Below are 18,114 nucleotides of genomic sequence, written 5' to 3'. Positions count from 1 at the left end.
CTTAAGGGCGTCGGATTGGTATCGCGTCGAACCACACGACGCGAGCGACCTTTGCGTTCATTCCGAACGCCCTGTTACACTTAAGGGCGTCGGAACGAGTGCGTTCGTTCGGGGGGCATCGCCCCTGACCGCGTTCGCATTTCATTCCGATGGGTGAGCCACACTTAACGCCGTCGAAGGAGGTCGCCTGCGAGACGTGATTACACGGGTGTGAGTATCCCACACGTGTACAGACGGAGAGTACGGGTCACGGAACAGCAGTGACTATGATAGACGGTTCTCGCTCGCGCGCACGTGAGCGCGCAGTTAGAATTAGACGACACAGACGGCCACCGAAAATGTCGGGAATGCGACCTAGATCTCGTCTAGGTGTTCGACGCCCTGCTTCGAGACGTTCCCTTTCGTGATATCGCCGGGCATCCAGTCGGGTTTGTCGTCAGGTGCCTCCTCGACCCATGCCCACGCCTCATAGATGTGGACCTTGTGAGTCCCCTTCTCCCGTAGTCGTATCTCCTCAGGGTCAGCCTGCTCTTCACCGTCGGCCGGCTCAAGTCGACGTGCTGCTTTCAGTGCAGCCTGTCGAGGTGTTCCGCCCGAGAAGACGCTCGATTCGTCACCGTCTTCGCGCAGTGCGAAGTTGCGCTTGTCACTGTCGGGTGCCATGGATTTCACCGCTCCATGCCAATTCAGCACATGGCAGAACATAAATATACCCCCCAATCCGCCCTCCGTCAGGGGGTCCTTTTATATACTGAGGCCATCACGCGCTGTTGCGACCCCCCAGACCGGCCAGTTCAGGCCAGATATTCGGACTAAAATCGTCACGCGCGTCCACAAAACCGCCAGCCAGCGACCGGCGGCACGGTAGACTTAAGTGTATCCTGCGGTGAAGTGCGGAGTAGGATAGCGCGATGGTGCGAAAGAAGAAGCTTAGCCCGAGTGGCGCCAAAGATGAGGACGGCGAGTACCACAACGTACATATCAACATTCATGAAGACGAGCTAGCCGTCGCTGGGATGGAGATCGGTGATGAGGTGTTCGTTCGCGTCCGTGACAACAAGATTATTATCCAGAAAGCAGACCCTGAAGAGGTCGAACACGACTTTTGAGGCACCATCGACGGTGACACAGTGCCACTGGGCGGGGCTGTTTGGGCCGACGCTCGATCTCGGTCGGTCACCACCGTTCTTTGAACCAACCGGACCACCCACACAATGAGACCCTACGATATCGCGAAACCATTCCTGTTTTCGCTGCCAGCAGAAACCGCCAATAAGAGTGTCCACCGACTGCTAGAGACAGTCGACGGCACACGTGTCGCCGACGTGATGGCCGACCGCTACACCGTCGCTGACGAGCGACTCGCCGTGGAGGCGTTTGGCCACACTTTCGACAATCCAGTCGGCGTCGCCGCTGGATTCGACAAGAACGCGACCATCCCCGAAACCCTGGCATCGCTCGGCTTCGGCTTCGCCGAGGTCGGCGGTGTCACGGCCGAGCCACAGGCGGGGAACGCCCGCCCGCGGATGTTCCGGCTCAAAGCAGATGAGGCCATCATCAACCGGATGGGACTGAACAACGACGGGGCCATCGTCATCGGCGAGCGGTTGAAAAACGTCGACGCCCCGTTCCCGGTCGGCGTCAACATCGCCAAGACGGAACACGTCGGAACGAATGAGGCCCCAGACGACTACCGGACCACGTACGAACACGTCGCCGAAGGCGGGGACTTCTTTGTCGTCAACGTCTCCTGCCCCAACTCCGAAGGGTTCGAGGAGTTGCAGAACCGCGACGCGATGGAAGCGATCCTCAGTGAGCTACAGGACGCTGGCGCGGCCCCGCTGCTCGTGAAGCTCTCGCCGGACCTCCCCGAGCCGGCAGTTGAGGATGCACTTGATCTGGTGACTGAACTCGACCTAGACGGCGTCGTCGCGACCAACACGACGACGGAACGGCCCGCCAGTCTGCGCTCGCCGAACGCGGTCGAGACGGGCGGCCTCTCGGGGAAGCCAATCGAAAATCAGGCGACTGAGATGGTACGGTTCGTCGCCGAGCGTGTCGACGTGCCCGTCGTCGGCGTCGGTGGCGTCTCGACAGCGGAGGGCGCATACCGGAAGATCCGCGCCGGGGCCTCACTCGTCCAGTTGTACACCGGCTTGGTCTATCGCGGTCCGTCAATCGCCCGCGAAATCAATTCGGGACTGCGTGACTTGCTCGCCGAAGACGGCTTCGACTCGGTCGAGGACGCCGTCGGTGCAGACCTGTAGCTGGCGAGTCTTGAACTACAGTTGCAGCGAACCGCCGACATGGCCGACACCCGCCGTACGCTGCACATCGCGTCCTGGGACGACCGCTTTCTCGCGTGGCTCCTCGACATCCTGCTCGTCGGTGCCGTCCTCTCCGCACTTGGCGAGGCCGCTGGCGTGTTCTCTCTCCTGGCCGGTGGCCTCTCGGGTACCACTCCGTTCACCGGCCTGAACGGACTCGGCCTTTTCGTGTACTGGACGGTCTTGGAAGGCCGGCAAGGGCAGTCGGTCGGAAAAATAGTGATGAGTATCGCCGTCACGGACGAACGCGGCGAAGCCATCGACTACGTGACAGCGGCCATCGAGAGCTTCGGCAAGGCGTTCCTGCTGCCCCTCGATATCCTCGTCGGCTGGCTGGCCTACGAGAAGGAGGGGCTGCGGCTGTTCAACAAGCTCTCATCGACCATCGTCATCGAAACCGACGAAGAAGAAACCGGGAAGCCGAGGGACGTAGAGTACGTGTATCCGAGCGACAAGTAGAGCCGAGGGAGCGCTGCGCCGGCTCAGCCGGACTTACGCCAGCGCGTCCAGCCGGAACTCGAATGCTGCGACCGGCAGCTCCAGATCGTGTTCGACAAGCACTTTCGGATGAATCTCGCCGATGACGCCGACCGACTCCCCGTCGAGAACCACTTCGGCGGCGCGGCCGCCGATGAACGACGGATGCGTGGTTGGTGGCGTTTCGAGGTCCTTGTCGAAGGCGTCGGCGAGCGCCTGCAGTCGGGCCTTCGCGTCCTCGTATGAGGCGTCTGTGCGCGCGAGCGCGGCGGCAACAGTGCGGTGTTCGGCGACGCCGGTGTTCTCCGAGTCGTCGAGACCGGCGGCCAGCCCGATTTCGGCGAGGTCCTGCGGGTAGCTCCGGTGGGTGTTGTTCTCCAACACCATCATGATAGAGGGAAGCGCCCACGTCCGAAGGATGGTGTAGTCCTCGCTGTATGGCTCCTGAATGGTGACCGGGTCAGCCAGACCGACAGTGTCTGCGTCGTTTCCGTCTTCGGCCTCCGGCGTTGAGAGGTTCATCCGCTCGAAGTTCTCGACCTCGTTTGTCATGTGGAAGTTCAGCAGGTCCTCGAAGCCCAGGCCGACGAGCGCGTCGCGGGCGGCGTCCTCAAGCCGAGACCGTTCATGCCGACCGCCGACCGTCGACACGTCGGGGTACGTCGGTTCGAGGCTGTTGAATCCGAGCGCCCGGCCGATGTCGTCAATGATGTCCAGCGGGTGGATGACATCGACGCGGTACGGCGGGACCTCAACGTCGTATGCCACACCGTCGTCAGATTCAGTCTCGGTCGCATCGAGGCCGGCGCGCTCGGCGTAGTCGACGACCTCGCGGCTGTCCAGTGAGACGCCGAGGATGGACTCGATACGGTCGTGCGTGACCGTCTTCGTCCGGACCGAGAAGTCCGGTCGTTCCAGCGTCTTGCCGGCGTACTCCCCGGGCGCGTCATCAGCGTAGGACACGTCGACCTTTTCGACCTGGCCGCCGCGGGCGGCGAGCGCGTAGCAGACGATGTTGCACATGTGGTCGATGGTCCACTGGTTGGTCCCGGTCATCTCGATGAACAGGTCCCGGGAGTCGACGCTGACCTCGGTCCGGCGGCCGTTGATGACCGGCGGGAACGAGAACAGGCCGATTGCGTCGTAGATTGCCGGGACGCGGTCGAAGTCGGCCACGAGGTCACCGTAGGTCTGGCCGGTTTCGTGAGACGCCATGACCTCGCTGGGGGTCATCTCTGCGTCGGCGTCCAGCGGAACGAACGTCGCCTCGTCCGGGTCGGCGCTGGTGTAGGTGATAGACTTCCCCGTCTCGTCCGTGACCGAGTCGCCTTTCAGCATGGTGAGGTCGTGGACCCCGATCGCGCCTTTCGCCCGCTTGCGCCCCATCGTCGCGTGGAGCTTCTCCTGCAGCTGGATAAGTGACTCCAGCGCGGCCTCGTCCATATCCAGACCGCGGACGATAGCACCGGTGACATACGGGCGCTCGTCGGGCTGGTCCTCGACCTCAATTGTCCAGTCAGCGCTGTTCGTGTTGGGAATCTCCACCCCGCGGTCGTCGCCGTAGTGATACCGCAGCGACCGGGCGACCCCCTCGACGGAGAGGCGGTCCAGTCGGTCCGGCGCGAACTCCAGTTGGAACTCGTCGTCCTCGGTCCAGCCCTCGAATTCGAGGCCGAGGTTGAACAGGTCCGATTTGAGTTCGTCGTCGTCTTTCTCGCTGTGGCCGGTCAGATACCGCAGTTCGTCGGGGTCGACGTCGACGACCGGCATCAGCGAATCACCTCCGTCTCCCGCAGTAGTTCAAGGTCACACAGCGTCCCGTGCACGTCGCGGATGTCCTCGAAGCCGTACATGAGCATGAGTAGTCGTTCGAGCGAGAGGCCCCACGCCATCACGTCGCAGTCGACGCCCAGCGGCGTGAGTACCTCGTCGCGGAAGATACCGGAGTTGCCAACCTCAACGACCTCGCCGGTCTCGGGGTGGGTGCCGAACAGTTCGAAGCTCGGCTCCGTGTAGGGGTTGTAGTGGGGCTTGAACTCCAGGTCGGTGATGCCGAACTGCTCGTAGAACTCCGTAAACGTCCCCATCAGGTCCCGCACGGAGAGGTCCTCGGCCATCACCCAGCCTTCAATCTGGAAGAACTCGAGCAGGTGGGTCGGGTCGAGCGTGTCGTTGCGGTACACCTTCTCGACGCTGAAGTAGCGTTCGGGCGGGTCAAGTTCGCCGACCTGATGGCCCGAGAGGTACCGCATCGAGAGCGAGGTGGTGTGGCCGCGCAGGTCCATCCCGCGGGCGATGTCCTCGGTCCACGGCGAGTGGTACCCCTCGCCGTCGGGGCCGACACCCTCCTTGTGGGCCGAGCGGACCCGTTCGACGAGGTCCGGTGGGAGGTGACCGATCTCCTCGGGCTCCTCTAGGGCGAACTGGTCCCAGTGGGTCCGGGCCGGGTGGTCCTGTGGCATGAACAGGCAATCGTTGATCCAGAACTGGGCGTCGGCGTGGGGGCCTTCCATCTCGGAAAACCCCATGCCGACGAGCGTGTCCTTCACGCGGTTGGCCGTCTGGCGGAGGATGTGCTCCTTGCCGTGGCTCACGTCCTCGGCGTCGGCCTCGACGTTGTACTCGGTAAAGGCAACATCCTCCCACTCGCCGCTGGTGAGCATCTCGGGGGTGAGCTGGTCGACGGTCTCGGCGGCTTCGACGCCCTCCATCAGCGCGGTGACACCGTCGTCGGTGAGCTGGACCGAGCGGACGGTTTCCTCACGCACGTCGAGGAGCCCACGCCGTTCCAACTGCTCGAGCGCGTCCGCATCGGCGTCCTCGACACGCCCGTCTGCGACGGCCTCCAGTGCCAGCATCTCGGGGTCGGACCCGGGGTCGGCATCTTGGTTGGCCGTGATTTCGCCGCTGTCGATCTCACCGTAAGCCTTGCGGGCGTAGTTCGAGAGCGCGATGTCGACCGCGCCGCCTTCGAGGCCGGACGCGCCGATGACCTGCCCCATCTGGACCGGACCATCAGCTGCGCCGGCGTCGATAGCTGCCTCGTAAAGGTCCTGTTCGGGCAGACTCTCGCGGACGTACTGGTCGCCTTCCTCGGTGAGTTCGTAGTGTTCCAGCGTCTCCTCGGAGACGGCAAGCAGTCCGTCGGCTTCGAGTTCGAACGCCGCTCTGGTGGCCGCTTCCGGCTTGAGGTCAGCCTCCGCAGCCACGTCGTCGATACGCCTGTCTTCCTGTGCGTCGGCGGCCTGCAGGACGGCCACCTGTGCCTGTGGTCGTTTCATACGGGTGTCTCGGTCTTGTGGGGATAACCGCGGGTCGCTCAGTTAACGGTTCTCACTTCCTGCTCGCGGTTTCGTCCGACCACGCCTCTCGACGCCGTCAGAGTCCACACGCGGTCAGGCAGCAAAAAAGAAGCCGAACCCCGAACGAGCGGACAGCTGGCAAGCGACGCCGGCGCAGTGGGATTCGGATACCATGTCTGAGCGGTTGTGACTGGCGGATATAAACGTTATGCGTGTGCTCGTCTCGACACGAAACATGTGTGGCGGCCCGGTTCTCAGTCCGCGCTCGTCGGCGCGCGGTCGGAGTCGAGGTCGATGTCGAGTTCCTCGAGCCTGTCTTCCCACTCAGCGCGTTTCTCCTGATGCTCTTCGAGGAACTGCTCCATCAGCTCGGCGGCCTGTTCTTTGCAGCCGCCACAGAGGCGTTCGCCGCCGACGCACTCGTCGTAGACCTCTTTGGCGAACTCGTCGTCGTCGCCCGAGAGCAGATACGCGTACAGTTCATACACCGGGCACTCGTCGGCTTTGCCGCCTTTCTCCCGCTGTTCCTCGGCCGTGGAGCGACCGCCGGTAGTCGCCGATTTTACCTTGTCGTAGCCGTCCTCCGGGTCGTCCAGCAGCGAGATGTGGGAGGCTGGAATCGACGAGGACATCTTGCCGCCGGTGAGGCCGGTCATGAACCGGTGGTAGATCGAGGACGGCGGCTGGAAGCCGTAGCCGCCGTTGTCGAGTTCGACCTGGCGAGCCAGCTCCTCAGCCTCGGCGTGGTCCAGATCGAAGGTGTCGATGTGCTCGTCGTACACCCGTTTCTCCCCGTCGATGGCTTCGATGAGGGCCTCGAAGGCCGCGTCGGTGGCGTTGCGGTCGAGGAACCGAATCCGCGGTCGGAGCGGTTCCTTTCCGGCCTCGTCGAGTTTCGCGACGATGGACTCGCGGGCGTCGGCGGGCGCTGGCTGATGGTCGCGCAGCCAGTCGGCAGCCTCGCCACACCGTGGTCGGTCGGCGTCCTCGGCGTACTCCTCGCGGGCGTCGTAGGCCTGGCGGAGCAGTGTCCGCTCAACCCCGTCGGCTTCGAAACTGGCGAACGCCTCCGTCACGCCGAAGTACCGCATCCGCGCGGCGAGGTCTCGGGCCAGCCGCATGTGCGGGTCCTGGTCCGGGCCGACGGGGATGACCGTCGGCTTGGGCTCGTCCAGTTGCGGATAGAGGATATCGGCCATCTGCGTGACGACCGACTGCATGTGGGAGATGTCGGTCTCGCCATCGAAGTCGTAGATGGCCTGCAACTCCGAGAAGTTTGCCTCTGCGCCGAGTTCGAACGCCAAGTCCTGTACCTCGCGGTTGTCGGACTGACGGTACAGCGTCCCCTCGTCGGGGTCGAATCCCAGCGCGAGCAGGGACAGCAGGTAGTTCGTCGCGTGCTCGTCGATTTCGTCCCACGACAGCCCGCGGGCGCTGTGGGCTTCGAGGTCCGCGATGAGTGCGTACGCGTCCCCGCCCTGCTGTTGATGCCAGATGATCTCGTCGAAGACGAGCTTGTGGCCGATGTGGGGGTCGCCGGTCGGCATGAACCCCGACAGCGCGGCGAAGGGGTCGTCGTTGCGCATTGCGTCGGCGACCGGTCGGTAGTCCCGGTGGCCGAAGATGACGCCGCGCCGCATCAGGTAGTGGGGGTTGGGAACTTCGGGAAGCACCTCGTCGAACTCCTCGATGCCGAACTGCTCGAACAGCTTACGGTAGTCGGCAATAGTCGAAGAGCCCCACGGGTCGAGCGTCGCCTCGTCGGCCCCTTCAGCCTCAGTACCGCCGTCCGGTAGCACTGGTTCGCCGCCGGAGCGGGCGTCAGGCTCCCGCCACGTTCCGCCCGACTGGCGGCGGTCCTCGTCGGGCGATGCGTCGTCGTGGTGGGAGTCGTCCGTTGTCATGGATGTGGTCGGCTCGCGGTGAGCCACGTTACAGGTGCTTTGGTTCCGGTCGGCGCAAAAAGGGTTCGTTTCGGTGCGCTGTCCGAGCCAGTAAACGAGCGGGAGTCTAGCGCTGCAATGTTCGACCGATTCAGGGCGTTAGCCGCTCGACGGCCACCCATTCAATCTCGTCGCCGCCGTCTGTCGTGAGCGCAAACACCATCGTCTTCCGGACGCCGTGGGCCAGCCGCACGTCCAGCGCGAGGTCCCGCGGTTCGAAGCGGTGGTCAGCCGGCAGTACTCGCACCAGTAGCTCTGAGTGCCCAAGGTTCTCGGCACTTTCGACGTCGGCGTAGGTCCGGAAGTCCGCGCCGAATTTGAAGCCGGTCTTTGGCGCAACGCCGCTCGCTCGCAGCGCCGTATAGACGGCCAGCCGGCGGTCGAAGCGGTCGCCCTCGACCTCGCGGCCTCGCTCGACGACAGCGTCAGCTCCGCCCTCGACTGTAAGCATCCCTTCCTGTGTGAGGTACGCAGCCTCTACGAGCGAGAGCTGAACCGCGCCGTCGTCACCCAGTTGCTGCCCGTAGAACGCCTGTTCGTACAGTTCCGCCGGCGGTTCCCAGCACACCACCCGCTCTCCAAGCAGTTCACCCGCCGTCGCTGGGACGGCGGCGTCGCTGGTCCCGGAGACCTCGCGTCGGTCGGTATCGAGGTACGTCACTTCGCTCTCCTCGTCGACGACCGCCAGCACGCAGCCGCCCAGATCAGTGGCCACAGCCGTATCGCGTTCGCCAATTATCCTGACGCGGTAGGCGACCTCGTTGTCCCACGGCCCCTTCCCGCGCGGATAGACGACGAAATCCGCGCCCGCAGCGTCGTCGACCCATCCCTCGCGGGCCGGCGTGAGATAGAAGCCGCGGTCCCGCAGGTCTTTGTAGACAGCGAAATCGACCTCAGAGACGGCCGCCGACCCGAGGAACCCCCGGAAATCCATGCCGTCGATGCTCTCGATATCCCCGCGGTAGAGGAGGTGTGCGGCCTCCACCGGAGCCAGGTCGATGTCGCCGTTACGAACCTTGCCGTATCCGCGCGAGTCGTAGAAGCGCTCGCGCGCCTCGTAGCCGGCCCGCACGACATCGCCCTCAAGCGTCAGTTCCATGCCCTGACGTGGCTCCCGCGGCGACAAAGCCCCTACGGGTCCGAGCCGTCAGCGAAACCGGATGGGGCGGGTGTGGAGACCCAGCTCTCACCCCTGTTTTTCGCAAGAACTGTCCAAACAGCGCGTGCCGCCAGCGGTTTCGAACAGCGGCAGGCCACAGTCACAGTTACCGACGACGACGCCGGACGGCATCGAGAAGCCAGTGTCACAGTCGGGGTAGTGCTCACAGCCGGCGAGCAGGCCGCCGCGGCGGAGGACCAACAGGTCACCGTCGCAGTTGGGACAGTCCCACTCGCGGTCAAAGGCCGCAGTGACAGCGTCGTCCAGTGAGTCACAGCCGCGGTCGAGACACAGTTCGAACGCCCGCCCGCGTTCCACCCGAAGCGTGGGGAGTCCGCAGTCTCCGCAACGGCCGCCGGTGACCGCGGCATCGCTCGGAATCCCGTAGGCGGCGTCACAGCCGGTACAGGTGACTTCGCTTCGAGCGCGAACCAAGGTCCCGGCGCAGTCTGGGCAGTCACGTACCGGAACGCCGGCGTTCGAGGCCGGATAGCGGGCACTGCCGTGTTCGTCGTGAGTGACAACCCGGAGGAGTTCGTCACCGTCACGGGCGGTCACCGTTCCGCTGTCGATGGTGACGCTTTCGGCGCGCGTGAGCCACGCAACGGGCTGATACCCCTCAGCGTCGTGAACGAGAACAGTGTTGTCCGGTTTAACGACGACGAGGACATCGCCGCGCTGCTCTCGCTCGCGCGGTCCCTCGAAGACAGTCGTACACTCGCCAGCTATCACACGGGTTCCGTCGTGCATAGACGGACCTGCCCATATACCAGTATTTAAACCCTCAGTCGGTGGACGGAGCTTCGTAGCGCGGTCGTCGCTGCCGGAGTCGCAACAGCCAAAGCCGTCGCCAAGCGACAGGGAGGCAATGAGTGTCCCGCCTGCTGCGGTCTGTTTCGATATGGACGGCGTGCTCGTCCAGTCCGAGGATCACTGGGTCCGTGCCCAGCGCGAGGATATCCTTCCGACGGCCGCGCCGAACGACGACATCCCGCTGTCCGCGATTACCGGTCGAAATTACCGAGAGGTGTATCCGGACCTGAACGCCGAGTACGACCTCGAAATCAGTCGTGAGGTGTTCGAGGGACTGTTCGAGGAGCACGGCGAGCGGATTTACGGTGACGAGGCGACCTTTCTTGATGGGGCACACGACCTGCTCAACGACCTGCGGGACGCCGGCGTGGCGCTGGCGCTGACGACCTCTGCACCGTGGGCCTGGATCGACGTGGCCGACGAGCGCTTCGACCTTCTCTCGAAGTTCGACGTCGCTATCAGCGCCGGCGACATCGACGGCCCCGGCAAACCGGAGCCGGACATCTACGAACGTGGTGCGGCGGAGCTGGGCGTCGCACCGGAGGACTGCTGGGCCGTCGAAGACTCTACCGCGGGCGCACGGGCCGCCGTCGCCGCCGGGATGACGACTGTCGGGTTCCGCGGCGATGGCGACGAGACGGACCTCTCGATGGTGCACGAGACCGCGGACGACGCTGCATCGCTGCGACAGGTACTGTTAGGCGGTGTGTAACAACCCGGTATAGGTCTGTGCGACGGTGGAGAGAGGACGGACTCAGAAATGGTTGGTAATGGCTCTCGGATGCAGAACTGAACCAAAGACCGGGCTGGTGTTAGGACGGTGTGCAGCGATTCAAGAACCACAAAACTGTGTACCGGAACTGCCACGTGGAGGGGGAGGAAGACCCGGCCAGGTCAGGCGGGGTCACCGTATCCGCGGCCCGCGAGGAGGCCGAAGACGTTGAGGGCAACGACACCCACGAAGATGAGGAAGCTCTGACTGTCCAGTCCGCCCAGCAGCAGCGGCGGGTATGCCAGCGGCGTGACGATAGCCAGCCAGAACGCGATGAATTGCAGGGGACGAGTGAGTGATCGGAGGGCGACGCTACTGGGGGCGGCTTCCATCGGGGAACGGAAGGGCGATGCACTGGACATTGTGGGCTTCCTCAGTTCTTCGTAAGAACCCATACCCCCATATAAACGCCAGACCCTTGGGGAGAATTCGTGCTCTTTTCGGAATATTAACCGGATTTCAGCACCTTTCAGCGATTTTTCACAGAAGCATATAACGCTTCGAAAAGTGTTTATAAATTTTATCGAGCGTTCTGAGCGCGTTTCAGCCCAACAGCCGAAACGGCGGTTATCGGACAAGCACTGACCGGGTTTCGGTAATTGTCGGGAGCGGCAGCGCGGGGAACGCGACCTCGACGGTGAAGGTAAGTTCGTCGGCATCCGCGCCGAAGACAGCAACCGGAAGCGTGGCCTGGCCGAGATACGACGGTTTGGCGGTCATCTCACGCCCGTTAACCGTGACCCGAAGGCCCGCGCGGGCGCTGCCGCCGGTGTTTTCGACCGTTACCTCCCGCATATCGTTGTCGCCGGGCGCGATTGTCTCGGGAAAATCGCCCCAGTCGATGGAAACGACGGGGAGGTCCCGCGCGTTGGCAAGCACTTGCTCGGCAACACCATCTGAGAGCCCGGCACGGACGAGGCCGTCTTCGCCGGCTTCGACCACGTCAGCGGGGGACGTGAGCCCCGCCGCGGCGAGCTTGCCCGCGCGGCCGCTGGCAACACCATCGATGGCCGTCAGCCCAACAGCGTCGGCGCTGATGCCGTGTTCGACGCGGGCCTCGACCCGACACGCGAGGTTTGCGTAGCGGGCCGGGCCGAGCGTGTCGACGAACTCCCGCATCGCCGCGAGCAGGCGCAGGGCGTTTTGGCGGATGACCCACGCGTCGCTTTTGAGTTCTGTCGGCGTCGTCCCGGTCATACCCGAGCGGAGGATGGCCAGCACCTTTCGCTGGCCGGCGTCGAGGCTGTCGTCGACACTGTCCCCGAGAACTGCGTGGACAGCGTCCTCTTCGTCGGAACGGGCGCTGACACTGTCGAACTCGGTTGCGCCGGCCACCGCGGTCAGCAGGTCGTCAGCATCCACGGAGACAGCGGAGTCCGGGTCGGCGGCGTCTTGACAGCGTTCGGCGACGTCCGCGAACCGGCGTGCGGTCGAGAGCCGGAGGTAGAACTTCGAGGCGAGCTGGCCGAGCCGTGTTGGCTCAACGTTGAGGCCCTCTTGCTCGACAAAGCCCTCGTCGACGAGCGCCGAGAGGGTGTCGCTGACCCGGTTTCGGAGGTCGCTGCCGGCATCGTACTTGTCAGGGGCCGACTGCGAGCGGGCGTAGTAAAATGTCGTGGCGAGCCAGTCCATCACGTCGTCCACGTCGTCGATGGTGCCCAGCGCGATTTCGGCGTTCAGGTGGGCGTCGAGTTCAGCCGCCAATCGGGACTCGATTTCCTTGCCATCCCGGAGGAGGCGGCGGTACTTGTCAGCGTCCGAGCGGTCACAGACGACCCAGGCGTAGCCCATGTCGTCATAGCCCGGCCGGCCCGCGCGACCGAGCATCTGGAGCACATCAAGCGGGCTCATATCGACCTCGCCTTCGAGCGGGTCGTGGAGCTTGGTATCGCGGATGACGACACAGCGGGCGGGGAGGTTCACGCCCCATGCCAGCGTCGAGGTCGAGAAGAGAAGCTGAATCTTGCCCTCTTTGAACCACTGCTCAACCCTATTTTTGTCCTCGCGCGCGAGGCCGGCGTGGTGAAAGCCTACGCCGTCGAGCACGGACTGGCGAAGCGTATCGTTCGAGAGGTCGGCGGCGTCGTTGTGAAAGTCGTAGTCCCCGCGTGCGCCCATCGGAATATCTCGCTCGACAATTTCGTCACGGGCCTTCTTCGCGGCCTGGACCGTGTCCTGACGGGAGGAGACGAACACGAGCGCCTGGCCCTCCTCCCGGATGTGTGGCTCGGCGAGGTCAAGTGCCCGGTACAGCCGACGGTACTTGTCGGCAAAGGCGTTCTCGCCGTGGGAGTAGGTCTTCACGTCGGCGTTGAGTGGGACCGGTCGGTACTTCTCGCCGAAAGCAAAGGTCGTCTCGTCGGGAGCATCAAGCCAGTCGGCCACGTCGTCGATGTTCGGCATCGTCGCCGACAACGCCACGACGCGCGGGTCACAGAGCCGGCGGAGCCGCGAGACGGTGACTTCGAGCACCGCCCCCCGGCGGTCCGAGTCCAGCAGGTGGACCTCGTCGATGACACAGCAGTCCACGTCAGTGATGAACGAATAGCGGCTGGTCTCGTGTTTCCGGGTGGCCGAGTCGGCCTTCTCCGGCGTCATCACGAGGATATCGGCCCGCTCGGCGCGGCGGGGGTTCAGGTCCCGTTCACCGGTGACGACGTAGACGGAGTAGCCCATCTCCTCGAACCGCTCCCATTCGCTTTCCTTCTCGTTGGTGAGCGCGCGCAGCGGTGCGAGAAAGAGCGCGGTCCCGTCCTCGGCGAGCGTCTTGCAGATGGCCAGTTCCGCCAGCGCGGTCTTCCCGCTGGCCGTCGGCGCGCTGACGACGACGTTGTCGTCGCGGTTCAGCAGGGCCGGCAGGGCCGCCGACTGCATCCGGTTGAACTCCTCGAACGGGAAGGCGTCGGCAAACTCGGGGAGCACCTCCGCGACCGCCACAGTCGGCTCGCTGTCGGTTCTGGATGACACGTCACAGTCGCGGTTCCGCGACGGCAAAGGCGTTTCTATGGGGGAGCGAACGTATGTGAAAAGCGGATGCATTCTCTGGCTTCGCTGTGCAGTTCATCGGTGTGAGTGTCCAGCACACCTGGCAAAAAATTAACTCAGCTGGCTGATAGTGCGCAGGTGTGCCTATCAGTGACCCCGAGGACTATTACGACGAGAACGACGAGAGCGAGTGGGACCGCCTGACAGCCACGCTACACGGGCAGTTGGAGTGGTCGGGGACCGTTGCACAGCTCGAAGCGAACCTCCCCGACACGGGACACGTTCTCGACGTGGGCGGCGGTGCTGGCCGGTACGCCGTCTGGCTGGCCGAACAGGGATACGATGTCACGCTTGTCGACCCCAGCAAGGGCCAGCGAGCTATCGCACAGGAGAAAATCGCCGAGCACGGGTACGAAGAGCGGGTGGCCGTCGAGGCGGGCGACGTGCGCGACCTCGGGTTTGACCGGGACGTATTCGACGCGACGCTGTGTCTGGGTGGGCCGCTTTCGCATATACTCGACGCTGACGAACGGGCAGCCGCCGTGCGGGAGCTGCACCGGGTGACGAAAGCCGGGAGTCCGGTGTTCGCCTCCGTCATGGGGCGGCTCAACTGGCTGGTGCTCTCGCTGGTCGGCAGGTCGGAGCACCTCGCCAATGCGGACGAACTCGCCGAAACGGGCGACTACGACCGTTCGTTCGTGGCGCAGCTCGGTCACGACGCGGCGTTCACCGAGACCCATTTTTTCCGCGCCGATGAGTTCGAGGCACTGTTAGAGGCGGGCGGAGTGACCATCGAGACGCTGGTCGGACTGGAGGGGCTGGCGTCAGTACTCGCCGCTCCATCGCTCCGAGAGACCGCTGCCGACCTGTCGGCACACGAGCGGGCCGGTGTTCAGGCGCTCGTAGACGAACTCCGGACGGACCGAACTGTCGTGGATATGTCCGCACATATGCTTGCTGTCTGCCGTGCCTGAGGTGGGCACGCGGGCAGTAGCGTTGATATCCCTGAGTACGCAGGTGGCGGTCGGTTCGGCTGAGCCGCCTGACCGCCCGACTGGCCTTCAACAAGGGGTGTGACAGAGGACATGACCCCCGCACGTTTTTGACCGACCCAACCTAACTGCCGGTAATGAGTCGTTCGCGCAAGCCTGACTGGCTGAAGATGCGGCCACCGTCGGGCGAGCGGTTCACCGATATCAAGCAGACGCTCCGGGACCGAAACCTCAATACGGTCTGTGAGGAAGCCAACTGCCCCAACCTCGGGGAGTGCTGGAGCGGGCGCGACGGACCGGGAACGGCGACGTTCATGTTGATGGGCGACCGCTGTTCGCGGGGCTGTAACTTCTGTGACGTGGAGACGGGCGGGATGGACCCGCTGGACCCCGACGAGCCACAGCAGGTGGCCGACGCCGTCGCGGAGATCGGGCTGGACTACGTGGTACTGACCAGCGTCGACCGCGACGACCTGCCCGACCAGGGCGCGAGCCACTTCGCCGAGACGATCCGGGCCATCAAAGAGCGTGACCCGTCGATTCTGGTCGAGTGTCTCATCCCCGATTTTCAGGGTGAGCCGGACCTTGTACGGAAAATCATCGACGCCGACCCGGACGTCATCGCGCACAACATCGAGACGGTCGACCGGCTCCAGTGGCCGGTCCGGGACCGCCGGGCGGGCTACGAGCAGTCCCTCTCAGTGCTTCGGCAGGTCAACCGCGAAAGCGACTGCTACAGCAAGACCAGCCTGATGCTGGGCGTCGGCGAGTACGCTCACGAAGTGTACCAGACGCTGTCGGACCTCCGGCAGGCCGGCGTCGACGTGGTCACGTTCGGCCAGTACCTCCAGCCCTCCCGGTCACATCTGGAGGTCTCAGAGTACGTTCATCCGGACGCCTTCGACACCTGGCAGCAGGTCGCTGAAGCGGAGTTCGACTTCCTGTACTGTGCCTCGGGACCGATGGTCCGGTCGTCCTATCGTGCCGGCGAACTGTTTGTCGAGAGCGTCCTGCGCGAGGGGCGAAGTGCCGACGAGGCGCGGGCGGAAGTGCGTGCGAACGACTGATACATCGGAGTTATCGCTGATAAATTGGGTAGAATTAAAACAGCCTTAGAGTCGCTAAAACACTCATATTAGCAGTAATACCCACATCGGAGATATTTTTCAGCGCCGCGAAAGCTCTAAACGTAGTGCGAGTGAACAGTCGTCGTATGCCACTTCGACGGAGGCGGTTTCTATGAGTGTCCTCCAACGCGACCCCACGGACAGGGTACAGATTCTCGATGAAGACGGGACAGTGGTCGACGGCGCAACCGTCCCGGACCTCTCGGACGACGAACTGGTGGAGATGTACCGGTATCTCAAACTCGGCCGGCACTTCGACCAGCGGGCGGTGAGTTTGCAACGACAGGGCCGGATGGGAACGTACCCCCCCATGTCGGGACAGGAAGCCTCGCAGGTCGGCAGCGCCTTCGCGCTGCGAGACGGCGACTGGGCGTTCCCGAGCTACCGGGAACATCTCGCAATGTACGTCAAGGGATGGCCCCTGTCGGACGACCTGTTGTACTGGATGGGGTCGGAGTCGGGTAATTCGCCGCCGGAAGACGTTCAGGCGTTCTCGTTTGCGGTCCCAATTGCGACGCAGATTCCGCACGCGACCGGGGCCGCGTGGGCATCGAAACTCAAGGGCGATGACACCGCTGCCCTCGTGTACTTCGGTGACGGTGCGACCTCCGAGGGCGACTTTCACGAAGGCCTGAACTTCGCTGGCGTGTTCGATGTGCCAGCGGTGTTTTTCTGTAACAACAACCAGTGGGCGATTTCGGTGCCACGGGAGCGCCAGTCGGCCAGCGAGACGCTCGCCCAGAAGGCCAACGCCTACGGCTTCGACGGCGTCCAGGTCGACGGAATGGACCCGCTGGCGGTGTATCAGGTGACCCGCGAGGCCGTCGACAAGGCGCACGACCCACCAGCGGGTGAACTCCGCCCGACGATGATCGAGGCGGTTCAGTACCGCTTTGGCGCACACACGACTGCTGACGACCCGTCGGTGTACCGCGACGACAGCGAGGTCGAACGCTGGAAGCAGAAAGACCCCATTCCGCGGATGGAGGCGTTCCTCCGGGACCGGGGCCTGCTCGACGACGAGCGGGTCGACGCCATCGACGAATCGGTTCAGGATGAGGTGGCTACGGCCATCGACGAGGCTGAGGCGACGGAGCGACCGAAACCGGAGGAGATGTTCGCGGACGTGTACGCGGAGATGCCACAGCGACTCGAACAGCAACTGGACTACCTCGAAGAACTGCGCGCGCGACACGGCGACGAGGTGCTACTGGAATGAGCACACAGGACGCGAACACACAGAGTTTGACGCTCGTACAGGCCGTCCGTGACGGGCTCTACGGCGAGATGGAACGGGACGAAGACGTGGTCGTGATGGGTGAAGATGTCGGGAAAAACGGCGGTGTCTTCCGAGCGACACAGGGGCTCCACGAGGAGTTCGGTGACGACCGGGTCATCGACACACCGCTCGCGGAGGCCGGCATCGTCGGGACGGCTATCGGCATGGCCGCCTACGGGCTCCGGCCGGTGCCGGAGATGCAGTTCTCCGGGTTCATGTACCCCGCGTTCGACCAGATTGTCAGTCACGCCGCCCGGCTTCGGAACAGGAGCCGCGGCCGATACAATTGCCCGCTCACCGTTCGCGCACCGTACGGCGGCGGCATCCGTGCGCCGGAGCACCACTCCGAGTCCAAGGAGGCGTTTTACGTCCACGAGGCGGGGCTAAAGGTGGTCGTCCCGTCGACGCCAAAGGAGACGAAGGGGCTGCTGACGGCGGCTATCCGTGACCCGGACCCCGTTATCTTCCTCGAACCGAAGCTCATCTACCGGTCGTTCCGCGAGGAGGTCCCCGACGACCCCTACACCGTCGAGCTTGGCGAGGCGAAGGTCCGCCGCGAAGGGGCTGACGTGTCCGTGTTCACATGGGGCGCGATGACCCGGCCGACGGTCGAAGCCGCCGAGGAACTGGCCGAGGAGGGCATCGACGCCGAAGTGATCGACCTGCGAACGCTATCGCCGATGGACACCGATACCATCGTCGAGTCGTTCAAAAAGACCGGGCGAGCGACCGTTGTCCACGAAGCGCCCAAAACCGGCGGGCTGGCCGGCGAAATCATCGCCACCATTCAGGAGGAAGTCCTGCTGTATCAGGAGGCCCCCGTTACGCGGGTGACTGGCTTCGACGTGCCGTACCCGCTGTACGCGTTAGAGGACTACTACCTCCCCGAACCCGCCCGCATCAAAGACGGTATCAGAGAGGCAGTGGAGTTCTGACGC

Annotated in this window: 16 protein-coding genes; 8 read left to right on the top strand and 8 right to left on the bottom strand. The window is 64.0% G+C overall.

What is annotated here, in order from left to right; all coding sequences use genetic code 11:
• Positions 1-354: 354 nt before the first annotated feature.
• Positions 355-663, bottom strand: coding sequence for a non-histone chromosomal MC1 family protein (locus RR_RS17195; protein ID WP_004960658.1), 309 nt, complete (start codon positions 661-663; stop codon positions 355-357).
• A gap of 248 nt (positions 664-911) precedes the next feature.
• On the opposite strand from RR_RS17195, the gene RR_RS17190 reads away from it, so the two are divergent.
• The 3 genes from RR_RS17190 (at position 912) to RR_RS17180 (ending at position 2,786) form a co-directional block, all read left to right on the top strand.
• Positions 912-1,109 (top strand): hypothetical protein, encoded by a 198-nt coding sequence (locus RR_RS17190; protein WP_004516407.1) that lies wholly within the window; start codon positions 912-914, stop codon positions 1,107-1,109.
• Positions 1,110-1,214: 105 nt separating this feature from the next.
• The gene (locus RR_RS17185; protein WP_011224542.1) at positions 1,215-2,267 is read left to right on the top strand and encodes a quinone-dependent dihydroorotate dehydrogenase; all 1,053 of its coding nucleotides are present in this window, start codon (positions 1,215-1,217) and stop codon (positions 2,265-2,267) included.
• A 39-nt stretch (positions 2,268-2,306) separates the two neighbouring features.
• Positions 2,307-2,786 carry an RDD family protein gene (locus RR_RS17180; protein WP_011224541.1) on the top strand — a complete coding sequence of 160 codons (480 nt, stop codon included), beginning with the start codon at positions 2,307-2,309 and terminating at the stop codon, positions 2,784-2,786.
• Between the two features lie 33 nt (positions 2,787-2,819).
• On the opposite strand, the gene pheT is transcribed toward RR_RS17180, so the two are convergent.
• The 5 genes from pheT to RR_RS17155 all read right to left on the bottom strand — a co-directional run bounded on the left by pheT (position 2,820) and on the right by RR_RS17155 (position 9,958).
• A complete protein-coding gene (pheT, locus tag RR_RS17175) occupies positions 2,820-4,574 on the bottom strand; it encodes a phenylalanine--tRNA ligase subunit beta (protein WP_011224540.1) in 1,755 nt (584 codons plus the stop codon).
• Positions 4,574-6,085, bottom strand: coding sequence for a phenylalanine--tRNA ligase subunit alpha (locus tag RR_RS17170; RefSeq protein ID WP_011224539.1), 1,512 nt, complete (start codon positions 6,083-6,085; stop codon positions 4,574-4,576). The genes pheT and RR_RS17170 overlap by 1 nt, the downstream gene beginning before the upstream one ends.
• A 275-nt stretch (positions 6,086-6,360) precedes the next feature.
• Positions 6,361-8,010, bottom strand: coding sequence for a tryptophan--tRNA ligase (locus tag RR_RS17165; protein ID WP_004960632.1), 1,650 nt, complete (start codon positions 8,008-8,010; stop codon positions 6,361-6,363).
• Between the two features lie 130 nt (positions 8,011-8,140).
• Positions 8,141-9,148, bottom strand: coding sequence for a tRNA-intron lyase (gene endA / locus RR_RS17160; protein ID WP_004960627.1), 1,008 nt, complete (start codon positions 9,146-9,148; stop codon positions 8,141-8,143).
• A gap of 87 nt (positions 9,149-9,235) precedes the next feature.
• Positions 9,236-9,958, bottom strand: coding sequence for an endonuclease NucS domain-containing protein (locus RR_RS17155; RefSeq protein WP_011224538.1), 723 nt, complete (start codon positions 9,956-9,958; stop codon positions 9,236-9,238).
• 118 nt (positions 9,959-10,076) lie between these two features.
• Here RR_RS17155 and RR_RS17150 point away from each other — a divergent pair, with 118 nt between their 5' ends.
• On the top strand, positions 10,077-10,733 hold the full coding sequence (locus RR_RS17150; RefSeq protein WP_011224537.1) for an HAD family hydrolase: 657 nt from the start codon (positions 10,077-10,079) through the stop codon (positions 10,731-10,733).
• A 182-nt stretch (positions 10,734-10,915) separates the two neighbouring features.
• Here the strand turns inward: RR_RS17150 and RR_RS17145 are convergent, their stop codons facing one another.
• Together RR_RS17145 and RR_RS17140 are read right to left on the bottom strand one after the other, a co-directional pair.
• A complete protein-coding gene (locus tag RR_RS17145) occupies positions 10,916-11,155 on the bottom strand; it encodes a hypothetical protein (protein ID WP_225307815.1) in 240 nt (79 codons plus the stop codon).
• Between the two features lie 205 nt (positions 11,156-11,360).
• Positions 11,361-13,730 (bottom strand): DEAD/DEAH box helicase, encoded by a 2,370-nt coding sequence (locus RR_RS17140; protein WP_049939190.1) that lies wholly within the window; start codon positions 13,728-13,730, stop codon positions 11,361-11,363.
• 188 nt (positions 13,731-13,918) lie between these two features.
• Between RR_RS17140 and RR_RS17135 the strand changes: the two genes are divergently transcribed.
• The 4 genes from RR_RS17135 to RR_RS17120 all read left to right on the top strand — a co-directional run bounded on the left by RR_RS17135 (position 13,919) and on the right by RR_RS17120 (position 18,111).
• Positions 13,919-14,752 carry a class I SAM-dependent methyltransferase gene (locus RR_RS17135; RefSeq protein WP_049939074.1) on the top strand — a complete coding sequence of 278 codons (834 nt, stop codon included), beginning with the start codon at positions 13,919-13,921 and terminating at the stop codon, positions 14,750-14,752.
• A 155-nt stretch (positions 14,753-14,907) separates the two neighbouring features.
• A complete protein-coding gene (gene lipA, locus RR_RS17130; protein ID WP_011224534.1) occupies positions 14,908-15,837 on the top strand; it encodes a lipoyl synthase in 930 nt (309 codons plus the stop codon).
• A 172-nt stretch (positions 15,838-16,009) separates the two neighbouring features.
• The gene (gene pdhA / locus RR_RS17125; RefSeq protein WP_011224533.1) at positions 16,010-17,116 is read left to right on the top strand and encodes a pyruvate dehydrogenase (acetyl-transferring) E1 component subunit alpha; all 1,107 of its coding nucleotides are present in this window, start codon (positions 16,010-16,012) and stop codon (positions 17,114-17,116) included.
• Complete coding sequence (locus tag RR_RS17120) at positions 17,113-18,111, top strand: alpha-ketoacid dehydrogenase subunit beta (protein ID WP_011224532.1); 999 nt, start codon at positions 17,113-17,115, stop codon at positions 18,109-18,111. Before pdhA ends, RR_RS17120 begins: the two co-directional genes overlap by 4 nt.
• Positions 18,112-18,114 lie beyond the last annotated feature (3 nt).

The sequence above is a fragment of the Haloarcula marismortui ATCC 43049 genome (assembly GCF_000011085.1).
GTDB lineage: Archaea > Halobacteriota > Halobacteria > Halobacteriales > Haloarculaceae > Haloarcula > Haloarcula marismortui.
This window is presented reverse-complemented; position numbering and strand designations above follow the sequence as displayed.